Source organism: Myxococcus dinghuensis, assembly GCF_024198235.1.
GTDB lineage: Bacteria > Myxococcota > Myxococcia > Myxococcales > Myxococcaceae > Myxococcus > Myxococcus dinghuensis.
Genome location: NZ_JAKCFB010000040.1, coordinates 40,596 through 64,827, shown reverse-complemented (window position 1 = coordinate 64,827; position 24,232 = coordinate 40,596). Strand labels below are relative to the sequence as shown.

The 24,232-nt window shown below is 71.6% G+C and carries 20 protein-coding genes; 11 read left to right on the top strand and 9 right to left on the bottom strand.

The window, feature by feature from the left end:
• Positions 1 to 3 precede the first annotated feature (3 nt).
• Both LZ198_RS34580 and LZ198_RS34575 read right to left on the bottom strand, forming a co-directional pair.
• Positions 4 to 492: a zf-HC2 domain-containing protein gene (locus LZ198_RS34580; protein WP_253976404.1), complete on the bottom strand. Its 489-nt coding sequence runs from the start codon at positions 490 to 492 to the stop codon at positions 4 to 6.
• Entirely contained in the window at positions 489 to 1,106 is a 618-nt protein-coding gene (locus LZ198_RS34575; RefSeq protein WP_407667490.1) for an RNA polymerase sigma factor, read from the bottom strand. The genes LZ198_RS34580 and LZ198_RS34575 overlap by 4 nt, the downstream gene beginning before the upstream one ends.
• A gap of 303 nt (positions 1,107 to 1,409) precedes the next feature.
• Between LZ198_RS34575 and LZ198_RS34570 the strand changes: the two genes are divergently transcribed.
• On the top strand, positions 1,410 to 2,645 hold the full coding sequence (locus LZ198_RS34570) for an acyltransferase family protein (RefSeq protein ID WP_253976402.1): 1,236 nt from the start codon (positions 1,410 to 1,412) through the stop codon (positions 2,643 to 2,645).
• Between the two features lie 58 nt (positions 2,646 to 2,703).
• On the opposite strand, the gene LZ198_RS34565 is transcribed toward LZ198_RS34570, so the two are convergent.
• Together LZ198_RS34565 and LZ198_RS34560 are read right to left on the bottom strand one after the other, a co-directional pair.
• The gene (locus LZ198_RS34565; RefSeq protein ID WP_253976401.1) at positions 2,704 to 2,994 is read right to left on the bottom strand and encodes a FruA-associating protein, FapA; all 291 of its coding nucleotides are present in this window, start codon (positions 2,992 to 2,994) and stop codon (positions 2,704 to 2,706) included.
• 130 nt (positions 2,995 to 3,124) lie between these two features.
• Positions 3,125 to 4,174, bottom strand: coding sequence for an NAD(P)-dependent alcohol dehydrogenase (locus LZ198_RS34560; protein WP_253976400.1), 1,050 nt, complete (start codon positions 4,172 to 4,174; stop codon positions 3,125 to 3,127).
• Positions 4,175 to 4,286: 112 nt separating this feature from the next.
• Between LZ198_RS34560 and LZ198_RS34555 the strand changes: the two genes are divergently transcribed.
• Positions 4,287 to 5,207 (top strand): LysR substrate-binding domain-containing protein, encoded by a 921-nt coding sequence (locus LZ198_RS34555; protein ID WP_253976399.1) that lies wholly within the window; start codon positions 4,287 to 4,289, stop codon positions 5,205 to 5,207.
• Between the two features lie 16 nt (positions 5,208 to 5,223).
• Here the strand turns inward: LZ198_RS34555 and LZ198_RS34550 are convergent, their stop codons facing one another.
• The gene (locus tag LZ198_RS34550; RefSeq protein WP_253976398.1) at positions 5,224 to 7,296 is read right to left on the bottom strand and encodes a BTAD domain-containing putative transcriptional regulator; all 2,073 of its coding nucleotides are present in this window, start codon (positions 7,294 to 7,296) and stop codon (positions 5,224 to 5,226) included.
• Between the two features lie 250 nt (positions 7,297 to 7,546).
• Between LZ198_RS34550 and mhpA the strand changes: the two genes are divergently transcribed.
• The 3 genes from mhpA to LZ198_RS34535 all read left to right on the top strand — a co-directional run bounded on the left by mhpA (position 7,547) and on the right by LZ198_RS34535 (position 11,310).
• The gene (mhpA, locus tag LZ198_RS34545; protein WP_253976397.1) at positions 7,547 to 9,136 is read left to right on the top strand and encodes a bifunctional 3-(3-hydroxy-phenyl)propionate/3-hydroxycinnamic acid hydroxylase MhpA; all 1,590 of its coding nucleotides are present in this window, start codon (positions 7,547 to 7,549) and stop codon (positions 9,134 to 9,136) included.
• A 94-nt stretch (positions 9,137 to 9,230) separates the two neighbouring features.
• Complete coding sequence (locus LZ198_RS34540; RefSeq protein WP_253976396.1) at positions 9,231 to 9,629, top strand: BlaI/MecI/CopY family transcriptional regulator; 399 nt, start codon at positions 9,231 to 9,233, stop codon at positions 9,627 to 9,629.
• A 67-nt stretch (positions 9,630 to 9,696) separates the two neighbouring features.
• Positions 9,697 to 11,310 (top strand): transglycosylase SLT domain-containing protein, encoded by a 1,614-nt coding sequence (locus LZ198_RS34535; protein ID WP_253976395.1) that lies wholly within the window; start codon positions 9,697 to 9,699, stop codon positions 11,308 to 11,310.
• A gap of 42 nt (positions 11,311 to 11,352) precedes the next feature.
• Here the strand turns inward: LZ198_RS34535 and LZ198_RS34530 are convergent, their stop codons facing one another.
• Positions 11,353 to 11,997, bottom strand: a complete 645-nt coding sequence (locus LZ198_RS34530) for a TetR/AcrR family transcriptional regulator (RefSeq protein ID WP_253976394.1) — start codon at positions 11,995 to 11,997, stop codon at positions 11,353 to 11,355.
• A gap of 81 nt (positions 11,998 to 12,078) precedes the next feature.
• Here LZ198_RS34530 and LZ198_RS34525 point away from each other — a divergent pair, with 81 nt between their 5' ends.
• Together LZ198_RS34525 and LZ198_RS34520 are read left to right on the top strand one after the other, a co-directional pair.
• The gene (locus LZ198_RS34525; protein WP_253976393.1) at positions 12,079 to 12,894 is read left to right on the top strand and encodes an alpha/beta fold hydrolase; all 816 of its coding nucleotides are present in this window, start codon (positions 12,079 to 12,081) and stop codon (positions 12,892 to 12,894) included.
• Between the two features lie 40 nt (positions 12,895 to 12,934).
• Complete coding sequence (locus LZ198_RS34520; RefSeq protein WP_253976392.1) at positions 12,935 to 13,945, top strand: extracellular catalytic domain type 1 short-chain-length polyhydroxyalkanoate depolymerase; 1,011 nt, start codon at positions 12,935 to 12,937, stop codon at positions 13,943 to 13,945.
• Between the two features lie 33 nt (positions 13,946 to 13,978).
• Here the strand turns inward: LZ198_RS34520 and LZ198_RS34515 are convergent, their stop codons facing one another.
• Positions 13,979 to 14,959: an MBL fold metallo-hydrolase gene (locus tag LZ198_RS34515; protein WP_253976391.1), complete on the bottom strand. Its 981-nt coding sequence runs from the start codon at positions 14,957 to 14,959 to the stop codon at positions 13,979 to 13,981.
• Positions 14,960 to 15,024: 65 nt separating this feature from the next.
• On the opposite strand from LZ198_RS34515, the gene LZ198_RS34510 reads away from it, so the two are divergent.
• The gene (locus LZ198_RS34510; RefSeq protein ID WP_253976390.1) at positions 15,025 to 15,909 is read left to right on the top strand and encodes a LysR family transcriptional regulator; all 885 of its coding nucleotides are present in this window, start codon (positions 15,025 to 15,027) and stop codon (positions 15,907 to 15,909) included.
• Between the two features lie 33 nt (positions 15,910 to 15,942).
• Here LZ198_RS34510 and LZ198_RS34505 read toward each other — a convergent pair whose 3' ends face one another.
• Positions 15,943 to 16,944 carry a dioxygenase family protein gene (locus LZ198_RS34505; RefSeq protein WP_253976389.1) on the bottom strand — a complete coding sequence of 334 codons (1,002 nt, stop codon included), beginning with the start codon at positions 16,942 to 16,944 and terminating at the stop codon, positions 15,943 to 15,945.
• A 129-nt stretch (positions 16,945 to 17,073) separates the two neighbouring features.
• On the opposite strand from LZ198_RS34505, the gene LZ198_RS34500 reads away from it, so the two are divergent.
• Positions 17,074 to 17,895 carry an SDR family oxidoreductase gene (locus LZ198_RS34500; RefSeq protein WP_253976388.1) on the top strand — a complete coding sequence of 274 codons (822 nt, stop codon included), beginning with the start codon at positions 17,074 to 17,076 and terminating at the stop codon, positions 17,893 to 17,895.
• Between the two features lie 194 nt (positions 17,896 to 18,089).
• Positions 18,090 to 21,902 (top strand): ATP-binding protein, encoded by a 3,813-nt coding sequence (locus LZ198_RS34495; protein WP_253976387.1) that lies wholly within the window; start codon positions 18,090 to 18,092, stop codon positions 21,900 to 21,902.
• Position 21,903: 1 nt separating this feature from the next.
• Here LZ198_RS34495 and LZ198_RS34490 read toward each other — a convergent pair whose 3' ends face one another.
• On the bottom strand, positions 21,904 to 22,857 hold the full coding sequence (locus LZ198_RS34490; protein ID WP_253976386.1) for a lipase family protein: 954 nt from the start codon (positions 22,855 to 22,857) through the stop codon (positions 21,904 to 21,906).
• A gap of 319 nt (positions 22,858 to 23,176) precedes the next feature.
• Between LZ198_RS34490 and LZ198_RS34485 the strand changes: the two genes are divergently transcribed.
• A complete protein-coding gene (locus tag LZ198_RS34485) occupies positions 23,177 to 24,232 on the top strand; it encodes an isopenicillin N synthase family oxygenase (RefSeq protein ID WP_253976385.1) in 1,056 nt (351 codons plus the stop codon).

The window sequence follows — 24,232 nt, the reverse complement described above, 5'->3', positions numbered from 1 at the left end:
GGGCTAGTTGCGCAGCGCGAGCCCGGGTGTGGCGATGAGACACGCGCCCACCCGGGCCTCCAGCGCGGCGGCGGCGTCCTCGCAGGCCTCGCCGCTCGCGGCGACGAGGACCTCGGCGCCCCAGGGCTCCTCGGCGTTCGTGGTGGGCCCGCTGCGGACCAGGCCGAGCCCGAAGCACGCCATGGTGGCCATGGCGCCCATCAGCATCGTCCGCCAGCCGCGCCAGGGCGACTCGTGAGGCGCGCGGTGGGGCACGACGGAGGGCTCCGCCGTCGCCGCCAGCCGTGCCTCGAGCGCGGCGAAGTCGAGCGCCGGGCGCGACGGCGTGCGGCGCGCGCGCTGGGCCATCCACCCCCGCTCCATCCGCAGCCAGGTCAGCGCGTGCCGGCACGCGGCGCAGCCCTCCGCGTGCGCGCGCACCCGCGCGGCGTCCTCGTCCGACAGCTCCCCGGCCAGCAGCGCGTCCAGCTCGTTCTCCCGACAGGCGCTCATGGCCGGCTCCCTCCCATGTGGGCGGAGAGCTGCTCCCGCAGGCTCAGCCTCGCGCGGTGGATTTCGTTCTTCACCTTCTGGAGGGACCAGCCCATCACGGATGCAATCTCCTCGTAGGGCAGCCCGTGGTCGATGCGCAGCAGCAGCGCCGCGCGCCGCTCCTCGCGCAGCGTCCCCAGGGCCTGGGTGAGCAGGCCCTCCAGTTCGCGATCCAGCAGCAGGTCCTCCGGCGAGGGCGTGGGCAGCACCGCCTCCACCTCGCGCGCGTGCTCCTCGGCCTCCACGTCCACCTGCACGCCCCGGCTCCGCCGCGACTCCAGGTACACGAGCCGGGCGATGCCCAGCAGCCACGCCCCGAGCCGCTCCTCGTCGCGCAGCGCCTGGAGCCGCCCGTGCGCGCGGACGAACGTCTCCTGGGTGGCCTCGTCCGCCGCCTCCTCGTCACGCAGCAGGTCGCGCAGGAAGCGCCACACGCCCGGTGCGTGCCGCTCGAACAGGCGCCGGAACGCCGCGGGGTCTCCGGCGCGCGCCCGACGCAGCAGCGCGCGCTCCCCATCCGTGTCGGATGGGGGCGCACCCGCCAGGACCATCTTCATCGCGGAAAGAAGGGCCACGAGCCCACAGTGTCACGAGTCGCTCCGGAGTTTCACCGGACCGTGTCGAAGCCTCGTTCCAGCGTCCTCGTGGGCCGCGCGCGCCGGCTCCGGACAGGGCCGTGGCGAGGACGGCCGGAGGGCGGCGGACCAGGCACGTGTCCCGGCGCGCGGTGGCGGCGGCTCACTCGGGACGTCACGCGCGGGGTGTCGGCTCGCGTGTCACGGGGCCGTCGTGACACCGCGTCTTCTCGCGCGGCGATGTCTTTGCGTCGAGGGAGGGCACCTTGTTGGCGCGGAATGGATGCTGGTATGAGACTGAACATGTCTGCCCATTCCGCCCGTCCGGATGCCGGTGCTCCGGCGGTGCCTGCTCCGCGCCTGCACGGCCATCTGCCCGTGCTGGATGGTGTCCGGGGCCTCGCGGTCCTGCTGGTCGTCTTCTTCCACACCACGCACCTGAGTGACCAGAGCGTCGCGGGGCGCGCGACCTGGTGGCTGGCGGGGGCGGGCTGGACGGGCGTGGACCTGTTCTTCGTCCTCTCCGGCTTCCTCATCACCGGCATCCTGTGGGAGGCGAAGGGGCAGACGTATTACTTCCGCAACTTCTACGCGCGGCGCTTCCTGCGCATCTTCCCGCTGTACTACGCGGCGCTGGCCGTGTCGTTCCTCGTCCTGCCGCCGCTGGTGGGGCGGCTGCACCTGGACGAGCGCATCACCACCGACGGCGCCGTCTGGTACCTGCTGTACCTCTCCAACTTCTACCAGCTCTTCGTGGACACGACGCACCCCATCCTGGGCGTGGTGTGGTCGCTGGCCATCGAGGAGCAGTTCTACATCGTCTGGCCGTTCCTCATCGCCGCGGTGTCGTACCGGGGCGCCATCCGGCTGTGCCTGGGCACCATCGCCATGGCCATCCTGGTGCGCGTGGGCCTGACGCTGTGGGGCGCGAGCGAGGAGAGCACGTACGTGGTGACGTTCTGCCGCGTGGACTCGCTGGCGTTGGGCGCGCTGCTGTCGCTGGTGCTGCGCCACCCGGAGGGCAAGGGGCTGGGCGCGTTCCCGTGGATGCGCTACGCGCCGCTCCTGGCGCTGCCCGTGGTGGCGGCGACCATCGCCCTGCCGGTGGGGCCTGCGTTCAAGACGGTGATCCGCACCGGGGGCTACACCGCGGTGGGCATCCTCTACACGCTGCTCGTGTACCAGGTCGTGTCCGCGAAGAAGGGCAGCGTGCTCCACCGCGTGTTCTCCAACCGCGTGCTGCTCACCTACGGCAAGTACAGCTACGCCATCTACCTGGTGCACTCGCCGCTGGACGCCATCCTCCGGCGCACGGTGCTGAAGACGCCGCTGAAGGAGGTGGGCGGGTCCGACTTCCCCATGCAGGTGGTGTTCTACCTGGTCGCGGCGTCGCTCTCGCTGGGCATCGCGCTGGTGAGCTGGAACCTGTTCGAGAAGCACTTCCTGAAGCTCAAGGACTACTTCCCGTACAGCGAGCGCCCCGCGCCGGCCGCCGCCCCGGCGCCCGTGGCCAATGGCTCTCCGGGAGCCGCGAGCTGAAGCACCGGATGCGCGCGGGCCCTCCCGATGCCGCGCGCATCGTCGCTCCCCGCGTGGTTCAGCCGCGCTGGATGAGGGCGTTCGCCACGCGCAGGGCCCACGCCTCCGCCGAGTCCAGCTCCGCCCGCGCGCTCGCGTAGCGGTCCAGGCTGTCCTCGGAGCCGTCCCGCAGGAAGATGGCGTCGTGATACTCGCGCTGCGCGCGGCTCAACCAAAGACTTGCTTGCAATCGCAGCTTCGCGGCCGTCTGCGGGTCTTTCACGGATTGCCCCGGGGCCAGCAGCTCCTGCTCCTCGGGATACAGCACCGTCATCTTGTTGTAACCAGCATGCTCAAGTGTCGTAGTCATGATATGAGAATTTGCACCGCCCACCGAGCAGGCACTTGTACTGGTGGGCAATGCAATGTCTCGCGCACGACACTCGGGCAATGAATGCCTTCGGGACGCGGCGCCACCCGAGGGCGCCGCGCCGCGTCAGTCATTCCTTCAGGCTGCGCATGTCGATGACGAAGCGGTACTTCACGTCGCCCTTGAGCAGTCGCGTGTAGGCCTCATTCACCTGTTGGATGGGAATGACCTCCACGTCGGACAGCACCTCGTGCTTGCCGCAGAAGTCTAGCATTTCCTGTGTTTCATTGATTCCGCCGATGCTCGAGCCGGAGAAGCTGCGGCGCTGGGCGATGAGGGAGAAGGGCTGCAGGGGCAGGGGCTTCTCCGGGACGCCGACGAGCACGAGGCTGCCGTCGCGGCGCAGCAGGCCCAGGTAGGCGTTGATGTCGTGGGGGGCGGACACGGTGTCGAGCACGAAGTCGAGGGTGCCGGCGCGGGCCTCCATCTCCTCGGCGTTGGAGGAGACGACGACCTCGTGGGCGCCCAGGCGCAGGGCGTCCTGCTTCTTCTTGTCCGTGTGGCTGAAGACGACGACGTGGGCGCCCATGGCGCGCGCGAACTTCACGCCCATGTGGCCCAGGCCGCCCAGGCCGACGACGCCCACGCGCTGGCCGGGGCCGACCTTCCAGTGGCGCAGGGGGGAGTAGGTGGTGATGCCGGCGCAGAGCAGCGGCGCGGCGCGTGCGGGGTCCAGGTTCGCGGGGACCTTGAGGACGAAGTCCTGGTCCACCACGAGCACGTCCGAGTAGCCGCCCTGGGTGGGCGTCTTCCCGTCCCGCTCCTTCGAGTTGTAGGTGTAGACGGGCGTCTGGGCGCAGTACTGCTCCAGGCCCTCCTTGCAGGAGGGGCAGGTGCGGCACGCGTCGACCATGCAGCCCACGCCCGCCAGGTCACCGACCTTGAACTTCGTCACGTCCGCGCCCACGCGCGTCACGCGGCCGACGATTTCGTGGCCGGGCACCATGGGGAAGGCGGAGCCGCCCCATTCGTCACGGGCCTGGTGCAGGTCGGAGTGGCAGATGCCGCAGAAGAGGACCTCGAGCTGGACGTCGCGCGCGCCGGGCTCCCGGCGCTCGAACTGGATGGGGGCAAGGGGGGAGGTGGCGGACTGGGCCGCGTAGCCTCGGGCGGTCGTCATGAGGGAGTGACTCCTGATGGGTGAAACGATGCTCGACGCCGGTCATGATGCGAACCACGAGGCGTGCGCGAAACGGATGGAATCCGAACACGGTATGTAGGAAATCTTCGCAATGGCCTTCACGCCCCTCAACGCGCTCAACGCCTTCCTCGCGGTGGCCCGGCGTCGCAGCTTCGCGGCGGCGGCGGCCGACCTGGGGGTCTCCTCCTCGTCCCTCAGCCAGTCCGTCCGCCAGTTGGAGACCCGGCTGGGCGTGACGCTGCTCACCCGGACGACGCGCAGCGTGTCGCTCACGGACGCGGGGCAGCGGCTGCTGGAGAGCGCGGGCCCCTCCGTCGACCAGGCGCTGGAGGCGCTGCGCACGGCGTCCGCCCAGGCGGGCGAGGTGTCGGGCCGCGTGCGGCTCACCGTGCCGACCATCGCGGTGCCCTACATCGTCGCGCCGGTGCTCGCGCGCTTCCATGCCCTGCACCCGAGGGTGGAGGTGGAGCTGCGCGTGGAGGACCACATGGTGGACATCGCCGCGGAGGGCCTGGACGCGGGCATCCGGATGTCCGAGGCGCTGGAGCGCGACATGGTGCAGCTGCGCCTGTCGGACGGGTTCCGCTTCGTGGTGGTGGGCTCGCCCGCGTATCTCAAGCGCCGCGGCACGCCCCAGACGCCGCGCGACCTGCTGTCACACGACTGTCTTTGCATCCGTTCGCGCACCACCGGCGCGCTGTATCAGTGGGAGCTGGAGCGCGGCTCGCGCACGTGGCGCGTGCCGGTGCGCGGTCCGCTCATCACCACGGACCAGCGCCTCATGGTGGACCTGGCCGAGGCGGGCACAGGCTTGATGTATGCCTTCGAGCCGGACGTGGCCTCGCGGCTGAAGCGCGGCTCGCTGCGCCTGGTCCTGGAGCCCTACGCGGCGCAGGGGGACGGCTTCTTCCTCTACTTCCCCAGCCGCGCGCGGGTGTCGCCCGCGTTCAGGGCCTTCCTCGACGTGGCGCGCGAGGTGACGGCGGGGCGGCGGCCCTTCGCGGGCGGCTGAGCGGCGCGGGGCGGGGTCAGGCGCTGGGGATGCCGCGCACGCGGGCGCGGATGCGCGCGGCCTCGTCGAAGGCGCCCGCTTCCTCCAGGGCCGTGGCGGCGCGGAAGTAGAGGATGGCCGCCTCCATGTGTCGCAGGGCGGCGGACTCGGCGTTGGCGGCGGCGACGAAGAAGGGCGCGGCGCGGCCGGGCTCGCGGCCGTCCAGCCAGTGCTGCGCGATGGTGACCGGGGGCGCCTTGCGCTGCTCCAGCGCGTTGGCGAGCCGCCGGTGCAGCAGCGGCACGAGCGAGGGGGGAATCGTCTCGCGCACCACCTCGAAGAGCAGGTCGTGCGTGAAGCGCTCGCCGCGCAGCACGTGGGCCTGCTCCAGCTCCGACACGTGCGTGGCGAGCGACAGCGACGACATCTCCAGCACCTCGCCCGCCAGCTCCAGCTCGAAGTCCGAGCGCGCCAGCGCGGCCAGCCGCGCCACCTGGAGCGCGGAGGGCGACAGCCGCTCCAGGCGCTGGTGGATGAGCTCCCGGCCCCGCCCGGTGGGGTGGACGTGCTCCGGCCAGCCCCGCTCCAGGCCGCCCGTCTCCAGCAGGTGCCGCAGCGCCTCCATGATGAACAGCGGGTTGCCGCCCGTGTAGCTCATCACGTTGTCGCGCAGGTGTTCGGCACCGGACAGCTCCAGGCTGCCCAGGAGCGCGCCCACCGCGTCGGTCTCCAGGGGCTCCACCTCGATGACCACCGCGAGCCCCGCCTCCACCAGTTGTTGCACGCACGCGGCGACGACGGGCGACAGCTCGCCGCGGCGGAACGTGTCGATGAAGTGCGGATACGAGCCGTTGGGGCCGGGGTCGTGCCGGCGCGACAGCATGAGCAGCGCGAACTCCGCCGTCGCGGCGTCCATGTATTGCAGGTCGTCCGCGACGAGCGCGTCGAACCCCGCGGTCAGTTGGTAGATGAGCCGGCAGTGGGCCTCGAGGAAGCGGCTGCGGTCCGACTCGTCCGCCATGGGCGGGGGCACGCCCTCCGGCCCCGCCATGTCCGGCAGCATGCGCGCCAGCTCGCGGCGCACCCACGGCTCCAGCGTGGGGTCGGGCCGGCGGGCGAGAATCTGTCGCAGCAGCCGCACGTGAGAGGAATAGGCGATGTGCAGCTCGCCCGGGCGCGACTCCAGCACCATGTACCTGCCACGCGAGGCGGCGAAGTCGTGCGCCAGCCGCGACTTGCCCACGCCCGGCTCGCCCGACAGGAAGATGGTCATCCCCGCCTCCCACGCCAGCTCCATCCGCGCCCACTCGCGCTCGCGGCCCACCAGCAGCGGCGGGCGCAGCACGGACAGCGGCAGCTTCGCCGCCTCCGCGCGCGGCGTGACGGGCAGCGAGGGGCCCCGTTCGATCTCCCGCGCGAGCGCCACCGTCTGCGGCAAGGGTTGGGTGTCCAACTCTTCACGCAGCAGCCGGCGGCACCGGTCGAAGGCGTTGAGCGCCGCCATCCGGTCCCCGGCCACGTAGTGCAGCCGCATCAGCCGCCGCCACGCCTCCTCGGAGTAGGGGTCCATGGCGAGCAGCCGCTCCGTCAGCATCAGCGCGCCCGACAAATCCCCCGCGCGCTCGCGTGTCTCGGATTCGGCCGTCGCCGCGCGGCGTCGAAGCTTGTCCAGCCGTTCGCGCGCGTTCTCCAGCCACGACTGGAACTCCGGGCAGTCGTCGAAGTCGAGCGCGGCCAGCAGCGTCCCCTCCTGCTCCAACGCCTGGGAATGCCTGCCCGCGAGCACGTGCGCCTGGAGCTCCGCCGCGTCCGTGGTGACATTTTCCGCCAGGGACAGCACGTCCGTGCCGTGCACCAGCTCCGTGCCCGTGGCCAGACGCAGCCGGCGCAAGAGCTGTCGCATGTTGTTCCGGGCGGTGACCTCGCTCGACTCCGCCCACAACAGTCCGGCCAGCCTGTACTTGGGATGAGGTCCCTCCAATGCCAGCCATGCCAGCACCGCGGCGGTGCGCCGCTCCAGCGTGAGGTACGCGCTGTCGCTCCTCAAGCGCGCCTCACCCAGCAGTTCGAGCCGAAAGACTTGCGCGCCCGCAGTGTCGTCGCCTGCCATGGCCTCCAGGGTTCCAGGAAGGAGAGAGAACGCTGGTCGTAACGTAACACGACGGCCGCTTGCTCCCTCACGGGTAGGGAACGCCCCAGCCGGGGCGTGGAATACCGCCAACACCAGTGCTCATGAATTTCCAGCGCACGGCACCTCGCCGTCAGGGGCGGACGGCGTTGCGAATCGAATTGTGCGGTCACACCCTCGTCACACCTCGCGCGTTATTCATTGCAGCGGACTTACTGGTGTGGGGGCTCTCATGATTTGTGACAGGCAGCAGGCCGACATGGAGGTTGATGTCATCATCAGCGGCTGCGGTCCCGTGGGGGCGCTGACGAGCAATCTCCTGGGCAGCATGGGAGTGCGGACGTTGGTGCTGGAGCAGGACCTCGCGCCGCATGGCCAGCCTCGCGCTTTCTCATGCGATGACGAAGCGCTGCGCATCTACCAGGCGGCGGGGTTGGTGGACGAGCTGCAGCGCGACATGCGCCAGTCCCAGTTCTTCGAGTACGTGGGCGGCTCCGGCAAGCGCTTCGCCCAGGTGAATCCCGGCCAGACGGACTTCGGCTACGGGTACACGCCGCTGTGGTTCTTCCACCAGCCGCTGCTCGAGCGTTCGTTGCGCGAGGGCATGCAGCGCTTCCCGCACGTGAACCTGGAGATTGGCGCCGCGCTGGAGTCGCTGGAGCAGGACGCCTCCGGTGTGACGGTGCGCTACCGGCAGGTGCAGACGGGCGAGGTGCGCACGGTGCGCGGCCGGTTCCTGCTGGGGTGCGACGGGGCGCGCAGCTCCGTGCGCAAGGCCCTGAACATCAAGCTGTCCGGGCGGACGTACGACGAGCTGTGGCTGGCGGTGTCCGGCGTGGTGGAGGGCGAGCTGCCGGACATGTGCCGCTTCGTGTGCGACCCCAAGCGCCCGGCCTTCGTGGCCACCGGCGCGGCGGGCCAGTTCCGCTGGGAGTTCATGCTGATGCCCGGCGAGACGCGCGAGTACATGGAGCGGCCGGAGACCATCCGCGCGCTCCTGACGCCGTACATCGACCCCGACCGCGTCAACATCCAGCGCGCGCAGGTGTACACGTTCCACTGCCTCAACGCGGCGAAGTGGCGCGACGGGAACGTGTTCCTGCTGGGCGACGCGGCGCACACCATGCCGCCCTTCATGGGGCAGGGCCTCACCTCCGGCCTGCGGGACGCGTCCAACCTGGCGTGGAAGCTCCACCGGGTGCTCCAGGGCCTGGCGCCGGACTCCCTGCTGAACACGTACGAGGAGGAGCGCCGTCCCCACGTGGAGTCGCTGCAGAAGCTGTGCATCCGGGTGGGGCACCTGTTCCTGGCCCGCAACTCCCTGGTGGCCACCGCGCGTGACGCGCTGCTGCGCGCGGTGCAGCGCATCCCCCGCGTGAAGCGCTTCATCCAGGGCTTCGAGTTCAAGCAGGCCCCGCGCCACAACGAGGGCTTCTACTTCGATGGGGGCAGCAAGGACTCCGAGCCGCCCCAGGGCTCGTTCTTCATCCAGCCGAAGGTGCGGCTGCAGTCCGGCGAGGAGGTGCTGCTGGACGAGGCGCTCGGCAACGAGTTCGCGGTGCTGTGCCGCGCCAACGCGCCCGCCGCGCAGAGGGAGGCCGCGCGGGGGCTCGCGGAGGCGCTGGGTGGCCGCCTGCTCGCCGTGCAGGCGGACGAGGACGATGCCGGGAAGGTGTCCTCCGTGGTGGACGTCACCGGCAAGCTGGACGCGTGGTTCAGCCGCTACACGGCGGACGTGGTGGTGCTGCGGCCGGACCGCTTCGTGTTCGGCGCGGTGAAGGCGGAGCAGCTTCCGGAGCTGCGCGACGCGCTGGGGGTCTGAGGCGCACACCGGGTGGGTGGAGGCAGTAACTAAGGGCTTAGTTGACAGGGAACTAAAGTCTTAGTAGTTCATGGGCCACGGAGGTCGTTCATCCATGGCCAAGAATCCCGAGCCCGAGGCGCCCCGGCCGTTGACGCCGGTGGAGCTCGAGCTGATGCACATCGTGTGGCGGTTGGGCGAGGTGAGCGTGGCGGACGTGCTGGCCGCGCTGCCCGAGGCCCGCGCGCTGGCGTACACGTCCGTCAGCACCGTGCTGCGCATCCTGGAGCAGAAGGGCGTGGTGACCAGCCGCAAGCAGGGGCGCGGGCACCTGTACTCGGCGGTGCTGCCGCGCGAGACGTACGAGGCGCAGAGCCTGCGGCACCTGGTGGACACCGTCTTCGACGGGACGCCCTCCGCCCTGGTGGCGCGGCTGGTCGAGGCGGTGCCGCTCGCGCCGGACGAGGTGGAGCAGATCCGCAAGCTGCTCAAGGGCAAGGGCGGCCGGTCGTGAACGGCGCCTCCTCCCGTCGGGCCTCCGGGGTCGCCCGGTCCGTCGCCGCCGTTCGTCGGGGTGCGCCGTGAGCGGCCTGGGGTCCCTCTATCTGGGCGTGGCGGTGCTGCTGCCCGTGGCGCTGCTGGGCGCGCGTGGGGCGCTCGCGCTGCTGGCGTGGGTGGGCGCGCCGCTGTCGTCGCGCCAGGCGCTGCGGGTGGGGCGGGGCGCGCTGGGCTTGTCGCTGGTGGTGCCGTTGAGCGTCTTCGCGGCGCATGCGCTGGCGCCGGCCGGGCCGCTCTTCGACTTCGAGCGCTCCGTGGCGCGGCGGACGGGGCACCTCGCCGCGTCGCCGTGGGCGCAGGAGCCGTCACGGCCCGCGGTCGACGCGCCCAGGCGTGAGCCCCTGCTCCCCGCCGACACGTGGACCTGGGTGGCCGTGGGCCTGTGCGCGGGCGCGGTGCTCCTCTCCGGTCGGGCGCTCGCGCGGCATCAGCATCTCTTGCGTCGGCTGGAGGCGCTGCCGACGGTGCATGCGGTGGGGCGGGTCGTGGTGGTGCTCGGCGAGGAGGGGGGCCCGGCGTTCTCCGCGTGGTTCCCCCGGTGGGGCCGTCGTCCCTCGGCGTGGGTGGTGGTGCCGCCCGCGCTGCTGGAGGACGCGGAGGCCTTCCGCCTCACCGTGCTGCACGAGCTGCAACACCACCGTCAGCGCGACACGCAGTGGGCCTTCGCGCGGCTGCTCGTCACCGGCGCCTTCTTCTGGCACCCCGCCGCGCACGCGCTGTCCGCGTGGCTGGCCTCGCTCCAGGAGCTGGCGTGCGACGAGGCGCTGGTGACGAGCGGCCGGGCCCAGGCCACCGCCTACGCGCGCTGCCTCCTCCAGGCCGCGCTTCGACTCCAGGGCGCTCCGCCCCTTCCCGCCGGCGTCACCGGCATGTCCCACCCCACCCAGAGGAGAATCCACATGTTGTTCCAGCCTCGTCCCCTCCGCGCGCACGGCGTCACCGCGCTGCTCACCGCGCTGAGCCTCCTCCTCGTCCCGCTGGCCGTCATGGCGCAGGGCGCGACCCGCGGCCGCTCCGTGTCACTGGCGGAGGCGCAGGCCCTGGCCCGCGCGAGCCAGCCCGCTGGCGGCGACCTGCCGGTCGTCGTGGACGCGAAGGTCGTCGAGCAGCTCAACCGCTTCGTCGGCACCGACAAGGGCCGCGCCTTCATGAAGCGCGCGTTGACCCACCTGGCCACGCACCGCGCGGCGCTCGCGCAGACGCTGAAGCAGAAGGGCCTGCCGGAGGGCCTGCTCGCGGTGGCGGTGGTGGAGTCCGCCGTGACGAACATGCCGCAGACGGACGGCGGCCCGTCGTACGCCCCGGGCATGCGCGGCGCGGGCGTGTGGATGTTCATCCCCGCCACGGCGCGGGAGTACGGGCTCGAGGTGAGCGAGGCGAAGGACGAGCGCCTGGACGTGGCGCGCGAGACGCAGGCCGCCGCGGCGCTGCTGTCCGACCTGGGCGCGCGCTACGCCGGTGACTGGCGGCTGGCGCTCGCCGCCTACAACGAGGGCTCGCAGAAGGTGGACCAGGCCATCGCCGCGGGCGGCACGCGGGACGTGTCCGCCCTCATCCAGGCGGGGCACCTCAACGACTACGTGGCCACCGTGCAGGCGGGGCTGCTGGTCGTGCGCAACCCGCACCTGCTGGACTGACGCGGTCGGGGCTCCTCGGGGGCGCCCCACGCCGCGATTGCCTCACTTGCGCTCGCGCACGCCGAGCATTCGCAGGGCCAGCTCGGCGTGGACGTCCGCGAGGGTGTCCACGTCGAGCCCGTTGTCCAGCTCGTACCAGTAGGGCAGCCGCACGCCCATGGCGGAGATGGCGGCGGCGGTGGCGCGAGGGTGCGGCGGCGAGAAGCGCTGCTGCGCGATGCCCCGCTCGATGACCTCCGCCAGCAGCAGCGTGGACTGGGTGCGCAGCGCGAGCGCCGGCGCGGCCATCTCCGGGGTGAGCGCGTAGAACTCCTCGTTCACGACGAGCGCGAGCTGGGGATGCAGGGCGTGCAGCCGCGTGTGCACCCGCACCAGCGCGCGCACCTGCTCCGCCGGGTCCGTCGTCCCCGCCTCCTTCAGCGCCAGCGCCAGCGCCTCGTGGTGTGCCTCGTGCCCGATGCGCACCAGCTCCGCCAGCACGTGCTCCTTCGAGGGGAAGTGCGCGTAGAGCGCGCTGGGCTGCAGCTCCAACGCCTTCGCCAGGTCGCGGATGGACGTGTCGTGATACCCGCGGGTCGCGAAGAGCTGGAGGGCCGTCTCCAGGATGCGCCGCCGGGTTCCGTCGGAGGGGGTGGGCGGAAGGCTGGCCGTCTGCATGCGGAGGCGGGAGCGGCTGGAATGGCTCATGTCTGTCTTGCTTATCGAACGTTCGTTCAGATAGGGTGGGTGACGTCACGAAACAGCAGCCGACCTGGCAGGAGTCCGAGCATGTCCACGCTCCAGCTCGAGGGGTACTCCCTCCACTACGAAGAGGGCGGGCAGGGCATTCCGGTCCTGTTGCTCCACGGGCTGGGCTCGTCCGGGGTGGACTGGGAGCTGGTGGCCCCTCGCCTGTCGAAGGGCTGGCGCGTCATCGCGCCGGACGCACGTGGGCACGGACGCAGCGACAAGCCGGCGGGCGCGTACGGCGTGCCGCTGTTCGCCCGGGACATCGCGGGGCTGTGTGACGCGCTGGCGCTGGGGCCGGTGCACGTGGTGGGGCTGTCGATGGGCGGGATGATGGGGTTCCAGCTCGCGGTGGACCGGCCGGACCTGGTGCGCAGCCTGGTCATCGTCAACAGCGGGCCGGAGCTGGTGGCCCGGACGCTGCGCCGCAAGTTCGACTTCGCGACGCGGCTGCTCCTGCTGCGCCTGCTGGGGCCCAAGGCCCTGGCCAACGTGCTCGCCCCTCGCCTGTTCCCCAAGCCGGAGCAGGAGGGCTTGCGGCGCCGGGCCATCGCGACGTTCGGTGCCAACGACCCGGATGCCTACCTGCGCGCGACGCGGGGCCTGCTGGGCTTCAGCGTCATGTCGCGGCTGAAGGACATCACCTGCCCCGTGCTGGTGCTGCACTCGGAGCGGGACTACACGCCGCAATCCGCCAAGCAGGCCTACGTGGACCTGCTGCCCTCCGCCCGCCTCCAGGTGCTGGCGGACTCGGGGCACGCCGCGCCGCTGGACCAGCCCGGCCCGCTCACCGACGCCGTGGAGGCCTTCCTCCGCGAGGTCGACGGCGCGTCCCCCGGCTCGCGCCACGCCGGCTGAGCCGCGCGGCTTCGCTCTCCCCAACCCAGGAGGCAGGACGATGTCGAGGCTTCGACGTGGTGACGCGGTGCTGCGGTCGCTGTTCGTGCTCACGGTGTTGCTGGCGGTCTCCACGGGGGCCCCGGCCTACGCCGGCTCGTGGGTCCATGGCAACTATGTGAGCACTTCTGGAGCGAGGGGCTTCCAGCTCTGGGTCCCGGACGGGTACCAACCGGGGACCCCGCTCCCCCTCGTGGTGGCCCTCCACGGCTGTTTCCAGAACCCGGACCAGTTCGCGGGCCTGACGCGCCTCAACACCAAGGCGGACGCGGAGCGGTTCCTGGTGCTGTACCCGAACCAGGCCACGTTCGCGAACCCCACGCAGTGCTGGAACTTCATGTTCGGCGCCAACCAGGAGCGCGGCACCGGCGAGCCGGCGCTCGTGGTGGGCATGGTGGACCTGGTGAAGCAGCACTACTCCGTGGACGCGCGCCGCGTCTATCTGGGCGGGGTGTCCTCGGGCGCGGTGCTCACGGGCACGCTGATGGCCTGCTACTCGGACGTGTTCGCCGCCGGCATGATTGGCGCGGGCGCCATGTACAAGGCGGCCACCACCGTCTCCGGCACGGGCTTCGCCATGCTCTTCGGCAGCATCTACTCGCCGGACGACCGGGGCCGTGACGCGTGGGTGTGTTCGGGGCGTCCGCGCCGCACGGTGCCGGTGCTCGTGGTCCACGGCACCGAGGACAGCGTCGTCAATCCCCTCAACGGCGAGCAGGCGGTGAAGCAGTTCCTGCAGACCAGCGACTACGGCGACGACGGGCTGGCCAACGACAGCATCCGGTCCACCCCCACCGCGACGCGGACGCTGCGCGTGCCGGGCGGTCGCACGTACACGGTGAAGGACTACGTGTACGGCGGTGAGCTGGTGGCGCAGAAGTACGAAATCCAGGGCATGGACCACGCGTGGCCGGGCGGCGACGCCAGCTACCCCTTCGCAGACCCCTCCGGCCCCGACGCCACGACGTTCATGTGGGACTTCTTCAAGCAGCACACGCTCGACTGGCCGTAGCGCCGCGGGCCCCGTCCGCCGCGCCCCGGCGCGTCAGTGCTGGTGGCCCAGCCGCACCTCGACGTCCGGGTGCGCGGCGGCGAAGTCGCGCAGCCTCTTGAAGCTCCGCACGCCCCGGGGGCCGTCCTGGGTGAAGGTGCCCGGCTCCACGTCGTGCTCCCAGCCCCAGCGCGTGTGGCTGGCGTCCCCCGTGAGCAGCACCGGGCCCTTCGTGGAGCGCACCAGGTACGCGGTGCTGCCCGGCGTGTGGCCCGGCACCCAGAGCGCCCAGACGGAGCCGTCGCCGAAGACGTCCACCGCGGCGTCGAAGAGGCCCTCGGACTCGGGGGCGTAGGCCCACTCGGAGATGGGGGCCTTGCCCGCCAGCGCGCGGTCCGTGTTCGGCTTCATCAGCAGGTTGAGGGGGGAGGCCGCCGCGGCCTCGCCCGGGCCCGTGTACACGGGCGTGTTCGCGGGCACGTCCGCCATGCCGGTGACGTGGTCCAGGTGCAGGTGCGTGAGGAGCACGCCCGCGAGCGCCTGGGGCTGCTTCGCCAGCCACTCCCCCAGCGGCGCGTGCACCTTCAGCCGCTCCATGTGCATGGCGCCCGCGACGATGCCCTGGACGGCGGACTTCTCCGGCGCGTCGCGCATCGCGACCTCGATGCCGGTGTCGACGATGTAGAGCCCCTTCGTCGGGTGGCGCAGGGCGTGGAAGAAGACCTGGATGGGCTCGTCGCCGTCCACCAACCCGGCGGCCTTCGCGGTGGGGTGGCCCAGGTTGACCAGGCCGCTGCGGTCCACGGCCCAGTCCGCGGAGTCGACGGTCTCCAGCTCCACGGGGCCGGGCTGGTCCAGCAGCGCGAGCAGGTCCCGCGTCGGCCGCGCCGCCCCCAGCGCCGAGCGCTGGACGGGGTGGGAGGTCGTGGGCCTGTCGAGGGCGCCGGTGAGACCGAGGACGACGACCATCAACGCCGCGACGACGAGGAGGCCGACGACGGCGGCGAGGGAGAGGGCGATGCGCTTGGCGTTCATGGGCCCCAAGGTAGCGATGCGCCCACGCATGGAAAATGGCGATTGCGGTATGATGCCATCCAGGAATGGATATCTCCTGGGATGACGCGCGGCTGTTCCTGGCCATCGCGGAGACGGGCAGCTTCAGCGGGGCGGCGCGGCGGCTGCGCATCGGCCAGCCCACGGTGAGCCGGCGGCTGGCCGCGCTGGAGTACGGCGTGGGCGCGAAGCTGTTCCGGCGCGGGGTGGAGGGCGCGGCGCTCACGGCGGCGGGGGAGCGGCTGCTCCAGCCAGCGCGGAAGATGGCGGAGTGGGCCGGGGAGCTGCAACGCGCGGCCGAGTCCACGGACACGTCGCCGAAGGGCGTGGTGCGCGTGACGGCGAGCCCCTTCGTGAGCTTCGACTTCCTGGCGCCCTTCGCCGCGCACGTGGCGCGCAAGCACCCGGGGCTGCGGCTGGAGGTGCAGTCCTCCGTCTCCTACGTGGACCTGGGGCGGGGCGAGGCCGACCTGGCGCTGCGCCTGCGCGCCCCCGCGCAGGAGGACCTGAAGCTCGTCCACACGCTGGACGTGCGCAACCGGGTGTTCGTCTCCAAGGCGCTGAAGGCGACGCTGCCCCGCCGCCCGACGCTCGCGCAGGTGCCGTGGGTGGCGTGGGCGCCCCCCTACGAGGCGCTGCCGCCGAACCCCCAGTTGGAGTCCCTCATCCCGGGCTTCTCACCCACCTTCACCACGGACAACTACCTGGTGATGCTCGCGGCGGCGGAGGCGGGCCTGGGGGCGATGGTGCTGGCCGCCGTCCCGCACCGCTTCAGCCAGCCCCGCGACCTGGTGCCCCTGGACCTGGACCTGGGGCCTCACGCGTGGAGCCAGCTCCACCTCGTCTGCGCGAAGTCGGCCCTGGACATCCCGCGCGTGCGCAGGGTGTCGGAGCTGCTGGTGGAGGAGCTGGGGCGCGCGAAGCCTCGCTGACGCGCGCCCCGGCCCGTCCTCACGACGGCGGGCTCACGCTCCCGCGTCGGGAGGGAGTGGAGGCACGCCACCGTCACCCGGCGGAGGACCCATGCCACCGTCGCCCGGCGGAGGACCCATGCCGCCGTCACCCGGCGGAGGCCCGCCGCCCCCGCCGCCGTTGCCGCCCGGAATCTGGCACTGCGCGGCGTCCAGCGAGGAGCGGATGACGAGCGTCTTCCACGCCAGCATCGCGCCGTCCGCCTGGCGCGCCGTCTGGAAGAGGTAGTTGCCCACGGACTCCGCGGACACGACGTTGTCGTTCGCGTTGGTCGTGTCCCGGGGGCCGCGCGTGTTGTACAGCGGCTCGTTGTCGATGATTTCGTCGTTCAGCGTGTCGTCGAAGAACAACTGCGACGTCACGTACTCCGCCTCGCCGATGCGGATGGTGAAGTGGATGTGGACGGTGCGGCTGCTGTACCAGCCGGGGAAGCACGTGTCGAAGTCCGCGCGCCCGTCCGCGTCCGTCACCTGCTGGCCGCGGAACCACCGCGCGGACGTGGCCGACGGGTCGTCCGCCGTGCAGAAGGTGCTGGCGTCCTCGCCCGAATAGAGGCCCTCCGGCGCGGCGTGCCAGATGTCGACGGAGGCGCCGGACACCGGCTCGCAGGCCTCGTTCACCACGCGGAAGGCCAGCCGCACCGGGAGCCCGTCGTGGCCCTCGCTGATGTCCTTGCGCACCAGCGTCTGGGCGTAGCAGGGACCCAGGGTCGCCGCGCACGTCAGCGTGCACGCCTCGCCCATGCCGTTGGCGAAGGGGTTCGCGTAGTCGCCGGACATGACGGCGGTGCCGCCCGTGGCCCACGCGGTGGCCGCGGAGCCCGAGTCCGGCTGCGTGCTCGCGTCCGCGTCGCCCGTCCCGGGCGTGGGGGAGTCATCCTCGCCGCCGCACGCGACGACCTGGATCAACGGAATCGCCGCCAGCGTCAGTCCCATGCCGCGCAACACCCTCCGGCGCGTCATCACCGTGGGTACAGTGTCGTGCTTGTCGCTCATCGCGAGTCCTCCGGGCCGGTGGAAGTTGGAGGGGCCGGCCCCTGTCTGCCCGTGGCTTCGGGCGCGAGACTCGCTATACCCAGGGAAGTCTTAAGCAGACCTTACGTGCCACCCACGGAGACGCGTGCCATGACGACACTCAAGGGGAAGACGCTGTTCATCACCGGAGCCAGCCGAGGCATCGGCAAGGCGATTGCCCTCCGCGCCGCGCGGGACGGCGCGAACATCGTCATCGCCGCGAAGACGACGGAGCCGCACCCCAAGCTGCCCGGCACCATCTACACGGCCGCGGAGGAGATCGAGAAGGCGGGTGGACGCGCGCTGGCCTGCATGGTGGACATCCGCTTCGAGGACCAGATCGCCGCCGCCGTGGAGCAGACGGTGTCGAAGTTCGGTGGCATCGACATCCTGGTGAACAACGCCAGCGCCATCAGCCTCACCGGCACCGAGGACACGCCGATGAAGCGCTTCGACCTGATGCACGGCATCAACACGCGCGGCACCTTCGCGTGCTCGCAGGCCTGCATCCCCCACCTCAAGAAGTCCAGCAACCCCCACATCCTCAACAACTCGCCGCCGCTCAACATGGAGGCGCGCTGGTTCGGTCCCCACGTCGCGTACACCATGGCCAAGTACGGCATGAGCATGTGCGTGCTGGGCATGGCGGAGGAGCTGCGCTCGGAGGGCATCGCCGTCAACGCGCTCTGGCCGCGCACCGTCATCGCCACCGCCGCCGTGCAGAACCTGCTGGGCGGCGACGAGACGATTCGCGGCAGCCGCCAGCCCGAAATCATGGCCGACGCCGCCTACGCCATCCTCACCAAGCCCAGCCGGAGCTTCTCCGGCAACTTCTGCATCGACGAGGACGTGCTGCGCGCCGACGGCGTCACGGACTTCGACAAGTACCAGTCCGTCCCCGGCGCGGAGCTGTTCCCCGACTACTTCATCTGAGCAAGGAGCGGGGCCGGCCTCGTGAAGACCGGATTCCCGGCGGCCACGGCCGTCCCCCGGGTGGGCCGCCCGCCTGGGGGGCGTCTTCGCTGGCGGTGCAGTGTTGGGGAGCGGAGAGAAGGGGCGGGCGCGATTGCACACTGGTGGACGCGCCACTAAATGCCCAGGCTACTCCTCCACCTCCATGAGCACTGATGCCTGAGCAGGACTCCTCTTCGAAGCGCGCCACGGCATTCCTGGACGGCCACCTCGCGGGGGGAGGCGAGATGGCGGCGCTGGTCCGTTCCAAGGACTGGGCGCGGACACCCCTGGGGCCGCTCGCCGACTGGCCCACGAGCCTGCGGACGATGGTGGGCGTCGTGCTGGGCAACCGCTTCCCCATGCTGCTGTGGTGGGGTCCCCAACTGCTGCAGATCTACAACGACGGCTACCGGCCCGTGCTCGGGATGAAGCACCCGGAGTCGCTCGGCGCGCCGGCCTCCCGCGTGTGGGCCGAAATCTGGGACGTCATCGGGCCCATGGCTCGGGGAGTCCTGGAGGGCGGGTCGGCGACCTGGAGCGAGCATCTCCAGTTGTTCATCAACAGCCGTGGCCCCCTGGAGGAGACGTTCCACACGTTCTCGTATAGCCCCGTGTACGACGAAGCGGGCCACGTGGGGGGTGTGCTCGTCACGGTGCAGGAGACGACGGAGCAGGTGCAGGACAACCGGCAGCTGCGGCTCCTGGGAGACCTGGCCGCGCGCGCGGCGGACGCGAAGTCCGCGGAGCAGGCGTGTCAGACGGCCTCCGGCATCCTCGCGCGCTACGACGAGGACCTGCCCTTCACGCTGCTCTATCTGCTGAACGACGAGGCCACCGAGGCGCGGCTCACGGGCTCGAGTGGCCTGGAGGGCTACGCGGGCAGCGCGAAGCCCGAGCGCGTGTGCTTCCTGTCGACGAAGGAGGGCGGCTGGCCCTTCGCGGAGGCGGCGCGGACGGGCCGGGAGGTCATCGTCGAGAACCTCGGCGCGCGTTTCGGGCCCATGCCGGGTGGACGGTGGGGCGCGCCGCCCGAGCGCGCGGTGGTGCTGCCGCTTTCGCGCTCCGGGCAGCAACACCCGTATGGCTTCCTCGTGGCGGGCGTCAGCCCCCGGCGCCTGCTGGACGAGCGCTACCTGGGGCTCTTCCGGTTGACGGCGGACCCGGTGGTGACGGCGCTGGCCAACGCGCGCGCCTACGAGGAGGAGCGCAAGCGCGCGGAGGCGCTGGCGGCCATCGACCGCGCGAAGACGGCCTTCTTCAACAACGTCAGCCACGAGTTCCGCACGCCGCTGACGCTGATGCTGGGGCCCACGGTGGACGCGCTCGCGTCGCCGGCCCGCGCGCTCACGGGCGAGAGCCTGGAGACGGTGCACCGCAACGCGCAGCGCCTCCTGAAGCTGGTCAACTCGCTGCTCGACTTCTCCCGCATCGAGGCCAACCGCGTCCAGGCCGCCTACGCGCCCGTGGACCTGCCCGCGCTCACCGCGGGACTGGCGAGCGCCTTCCGCTCCGCCATCGAGCGCGCGGGCCTGGCCTTCGACGTGGACTGTCCTCCGGTGCCGGAGCCCGTCTACGTCGACCAGGACATGTGGGAGAAGATCATCCTCAACCTGCTCTCCAACGCGCTGAAGTTCACCTTCGAGGGAGGCATCCGCATCTCCCAGCGGTGGGCGGAGGGCCACGTCGAGGTCCAGGTCTCCGACACGGGCATCGGCATCCCGGAGCGGGAGCTGCCTCGCGTGTTCGAGCGCTTCCACCGGGTGCAGGGCGCTCGCGCGCGGACGCACGAGGGGTCGGGCATCGGGCTCGCGCTGGTGCACGAGCTGGTGCGCCTGCATGGCGGCACGCTCGACGTGGAGAGCACGGAGGGGAAGGGGACGACGTTCACCCTGCGCATCCCCACCGGGTCGGCCCACCTGCCGAAGGAGCACGTGGTGGCGCGGGAGGCCCGCGTGTCCACGGCGCTGGGCACCGCGCCCTTCGTGAGCGAGGCCCTGCGCTGGTTGCCGGGCGGCCTGGAGGTCGCCGCGTCGACGGAGCCGCTGCTGGAGAAGGAGGCCCCCGACGAAGGGCAGGTTACCCAGGGCGCGCGCATCCTCCTGGTGGACGACAACGCGGACATGCGCGAGTACGTGGCGAGGCTGCTGTCCGGAGCGTGGCGGGTGGAGGCGGTGGCGGACGGGCTCGACGCGCTGGAGGCGGCGCGGGCCCGGCCTCCGGACCTGGTGGTGACGGACGTGATGATGCCGCGCATGGACGGGTTCGCGCTGCTGCGCGAGCTGCGCGCCGACGAGCGCACCCGCCGCGTCCCCGTGATGATGCTCTCCGCCCGCGCGGGCGAGGAGGCGCGCATCGAGGGGCTTCGCGCCGGCGCGGACGACTACCTGGTGAAGCCCTTCTCCGCGCGCGAGCTCAAGGCGCGCGTGGAGACGCAGCTGACGAAGGCCCGGCTGCAGGCCATCGAGGAGGCCCACGCCCGGCGCCTCACCAGCGTGTTCAAGTACGCGCCGGTGGGCATCGCCATCCTCCGCGGCCCCACCCACGTCTACGAGTTCGCCAACGCCAACTACCTGCGGCTCGTCGCGAACCGGCCCATCGTGGGCAAGCCCATCCAGGAGGCGCTGCCGGAGCTGGCCGGGCAGGGCATCTTCGAGCTGCTGGACACGGTCTTCACCACGGGGCAACCGCACGTGGGGCGCTCGCTGCGCACGATGATCGTCTCCGGCGAGGGCGGGCCGCCGCGCGAGGTGTTCTTCGACTTCGTGTACCAGCCGATGCTCGACGAGGCGGGGCGGGTGGACTCCATCATCGTCGTCGTCTTCGACGTGACGGAGCTGGCCATCGCGCGCCGCGAGGCGGAGTCGGCCAGCCGCGCGAAGGACGAGTTCCTGGCGATGCTCGGCCACGAGCTGCGCAACCCCCTGGCCCCCATCCTCACCGCGCTCCAGTTGATGCGCCTGCGCGGAGGCGACCATTCGGAGCGCGAGCGCGTCGTCATCGAGCGGCAGGTGCACCACGTGGTGCGGCTGGTGGACGACCTGCTCGACGTGTCCCGCGTGACGCGGGGGAAGGTGGTCCTCAAGCGGGAGAAGGTGGAGCTGGCGGAGGTGGTGGCGAAGGCCATCGAGCAGGCCAGCCCCCTGTTGGAGCAGCGGGGGCACCACCTGGAGGTGGACGTCCCGGGGCAGGGGCTGCCGCTGGAGGCCGACGCGACGCGCCTGGCGCAGGTGTTCTCCAACCTGCTGACCAACGCCGCGAAGTACACCGAGCCCGGGGGCATCATCCACATCCTGGGGCGGCGCGAGGGCCCGGACATCGTGGCCTCCGTCCGGGACAACGGCATCGGCATCACCCCGGAGCTCCTGCCGCGCATCTTCGACCTGTTCTTCCAGGAGCGGCAGGAGCTGGACCGCTCCCAGGGCGGACTGGGGCTGGGCCTGGCCATCGCCCGGAGCCTGGCCACGCAGCACGGCGGCACCATCTCCGCGAGCAGCGAGGGGCGGGGAGAGGGCAGCACCTTCACCGTGCGGCTGCCGGTGCTCGGGGGCGCACAGGACGCGGCGGCGCTCGCGGGGGCGTCCCAGGTGTCTGCGCCCGTGCTGCAGGCGGTGCCGCAGCCACACCGGGTGCTCATCGTCGACGACAACCGCGACGCCGCGGACGTGCTGGCGGAGGCGCTGGACCTGCTGGGGTGCGAGACGCGCGTCACCTACGACGGGCCGAGCGCGCTCCAGGTGGCGCCCGACTTCCAGCCGGAGCTGGCGCTGCTCGACATCGGCCTGCCCGTGATGGACGGCTACGAGCTGGCCCGGCACCTGCGCCGCCAGCGGCCCCAGGGGCTCCAGCTGGTGGCGGTGACGGGCTATGGCCAGGAATCGGACCGGCAGCGCTCGAGGGAGGCGGGCTTCGACGCGCACCTGGTGAAGCCCATCGACTTCGGCGCGTTGGACACGCTGCTCAAGCGCCTGTCCTCGCCTGCGACGTGAGTCACCCCGCCGCGCGCACCGCCGCCGACGACGGCGGTGCCCACTTCGTGTCGAGCTGCTGGATGGTGGCGAGGGGGATGCCGAGCAGGTCCATGTAGTAGAGGGCGCGGTGCTGGTCGTCGACCTCGGCCTCGAAGGCGCCCAGCAGGCCCACCGAGTAGAGCTGTCCGGTGAGCTGCGTGCCGGCGCCCGGCTGCTGGTAGGTGAGGCCGTTCTGCTCGAGCGTGTCCAGCGCCCGGTCCACGGCGCTCCTGCACAGGAGTCCGCACTGGGGACCCCCGGGGTACAGGGACTTGATGGACGTGAGCCCGTCGACCGTCCAGGCGCGGGGCACCACGTCGAGCGCGTTGAAGTAGCGCCCGGCGTCGGGGAACACCTGCGTGAAGGCCGTGGCGAAGGCGGGGTTGCCGGCGGTGGGCGCGGCGAAGGTGAGGGGCTGCACCGTCACGTTCGTGAGCACGGACTGGAACCAGGCCGCGAGCACGGTGGCCACCTGTCCCCCCAGGCTGTGCCCGGTGACGACCAGCGACGTCCCCTGGGGCAGGGCCTGGAGGAAGGGCAGCAGCGCGCCGCTGCCCGGACCCACGGAGGACTCCATGGCGACGATGTTCTTCCACACCTCCAGCGCGCCCGCGGAGATGGCGGCGTCGGGGAAGTCGGGCGCGGTGAAGGGCAGGGCCACCTGCGATCCGATGCCCTTGTCCTGGATGAGGTCCTCGATGCGGGTGAACAGCGTGCCGCGCACCACCACCGCGTACTGGCCCGCGCTGTCGGCCGCGACATAGACGAGGTCCTCCCCCTGCGTCGCCGGGCCCCACGCCACCTGCCAGCCTCCGTCGAGGGTGGCCGTGAGCGCCTGGTTCATCACGCCATGGCGCTTGGAGTTGGGGTCGAACTGTCCCAGGTACGAGATGGCGGAGAGGGTGATGGCGAGCTGCGCGGGGGTGGTGGCCATGGTCGGCGTCCTTTCGAGGTCGCGGTGCCCTTGTGCATCGGTTGTGCCTGGACGGCCGTGCTCCGGGACGGAGGGCGCCTGCACTGGGAGCCCGGGTCGGGGGGACCCTCGACGTGTCGCTCGACGTGTCGGGCCGGGCGGGCGGCCGTGTTGACGCGTCGCGCGGGCGGGGGAGTCGGCTATGCTGTGTGCCCCCTGTGCACACGCACCGGTCGTCGGGTGAGCACGCCGTGTTCCCCATTCCGCCGGGCGGTCAGGTCCAGGGAGAGATGAGGCGTTCGGGATGAGCAGCGACGTGGGTGGAGCGAAGGATGCAGTGGTGGTTCTCGATTACGCGAAGCTGATGGACGGCGCGGACCTGTCCGCGGACATCGAGCGCGCGTATGGGCATGACGGCATCGGCCTGCTCGTCGTCCGGGGCATCCCCGGACTGGTGGAGCTGCGCAGCGGCCTCTTGCCCCTGGGCTTCCAGTTCGCCGCGTTGCCCAACGCGGTGAAGGACCGCTACGTCCACGAACGCAGCAGCTACTCCTTCGGTTGGAGCCACGGCAAGGAGCTGCTCAAGCCCGGCCAGTTCGACGAGTTCAAGGGCTCCTACTACAACAATCCCCAGTACGACGTTCCCCAGCAGGACACGGCGCTGGTGGAGAAGTACCCGGAGAACTACCACCCCAACGTCTGGCCGGGAGAGGACTTCCCCCAGCTGCGCCCCGCCTTCATGGCGCTGGGCCAGAAGATGGTGGAGGTGGGGATGCTGGTGGCCGCGCAGTGCGACCGGTACGTGAAGTCGAAGCTGGGTGACCGGCTGGCGCCGGAGGCGGAGCTGGAGCGGACCATCCGCGAGTCGCGCGCGTGCAAGGCGCGGCTGCTCTACTACTTCGCCATCAACGAGGACGCGACGCCGCGCACGCGCGACTCGTGGTGTGGCTGGCACAGCGACCACGGCTCGCTCACCGCGCTGTGCCCGGCCATGTACTTCGAGGCGGAGCCGGGCGCGAAGGCGCCGGCGCGGCAGGACATCGCCCTGCCGGACCCGGAGGCGGGCCTGTACGTCCGCACGCGCACCGGCGAGGAGCGCAAGGTGGTCATCCCGCGCGACTGCCTGGCGTTCCAGATTGGCGAGAGCGCGCAGATCGTCACCGGCGGCCTGCTGCGCTCGACGCCGCACGCGGTGCAGGCGCTGGCCCACCCGGCCAGCCGCAACATCTCCCGCTCCACCTTCGCCGTCTTCATGCAGCCGGACAACGACGCGCCCATGCCCGCACCGCAGGGCGCGGACCCCGCGGAGTCCCGCGTGGGGGCGTTCCAGCCCGGGATGACGTTCGGCGAGTTCGCTCGCGCGACGTTCGCGAAGTTCTACAACCCCTACGCGTAA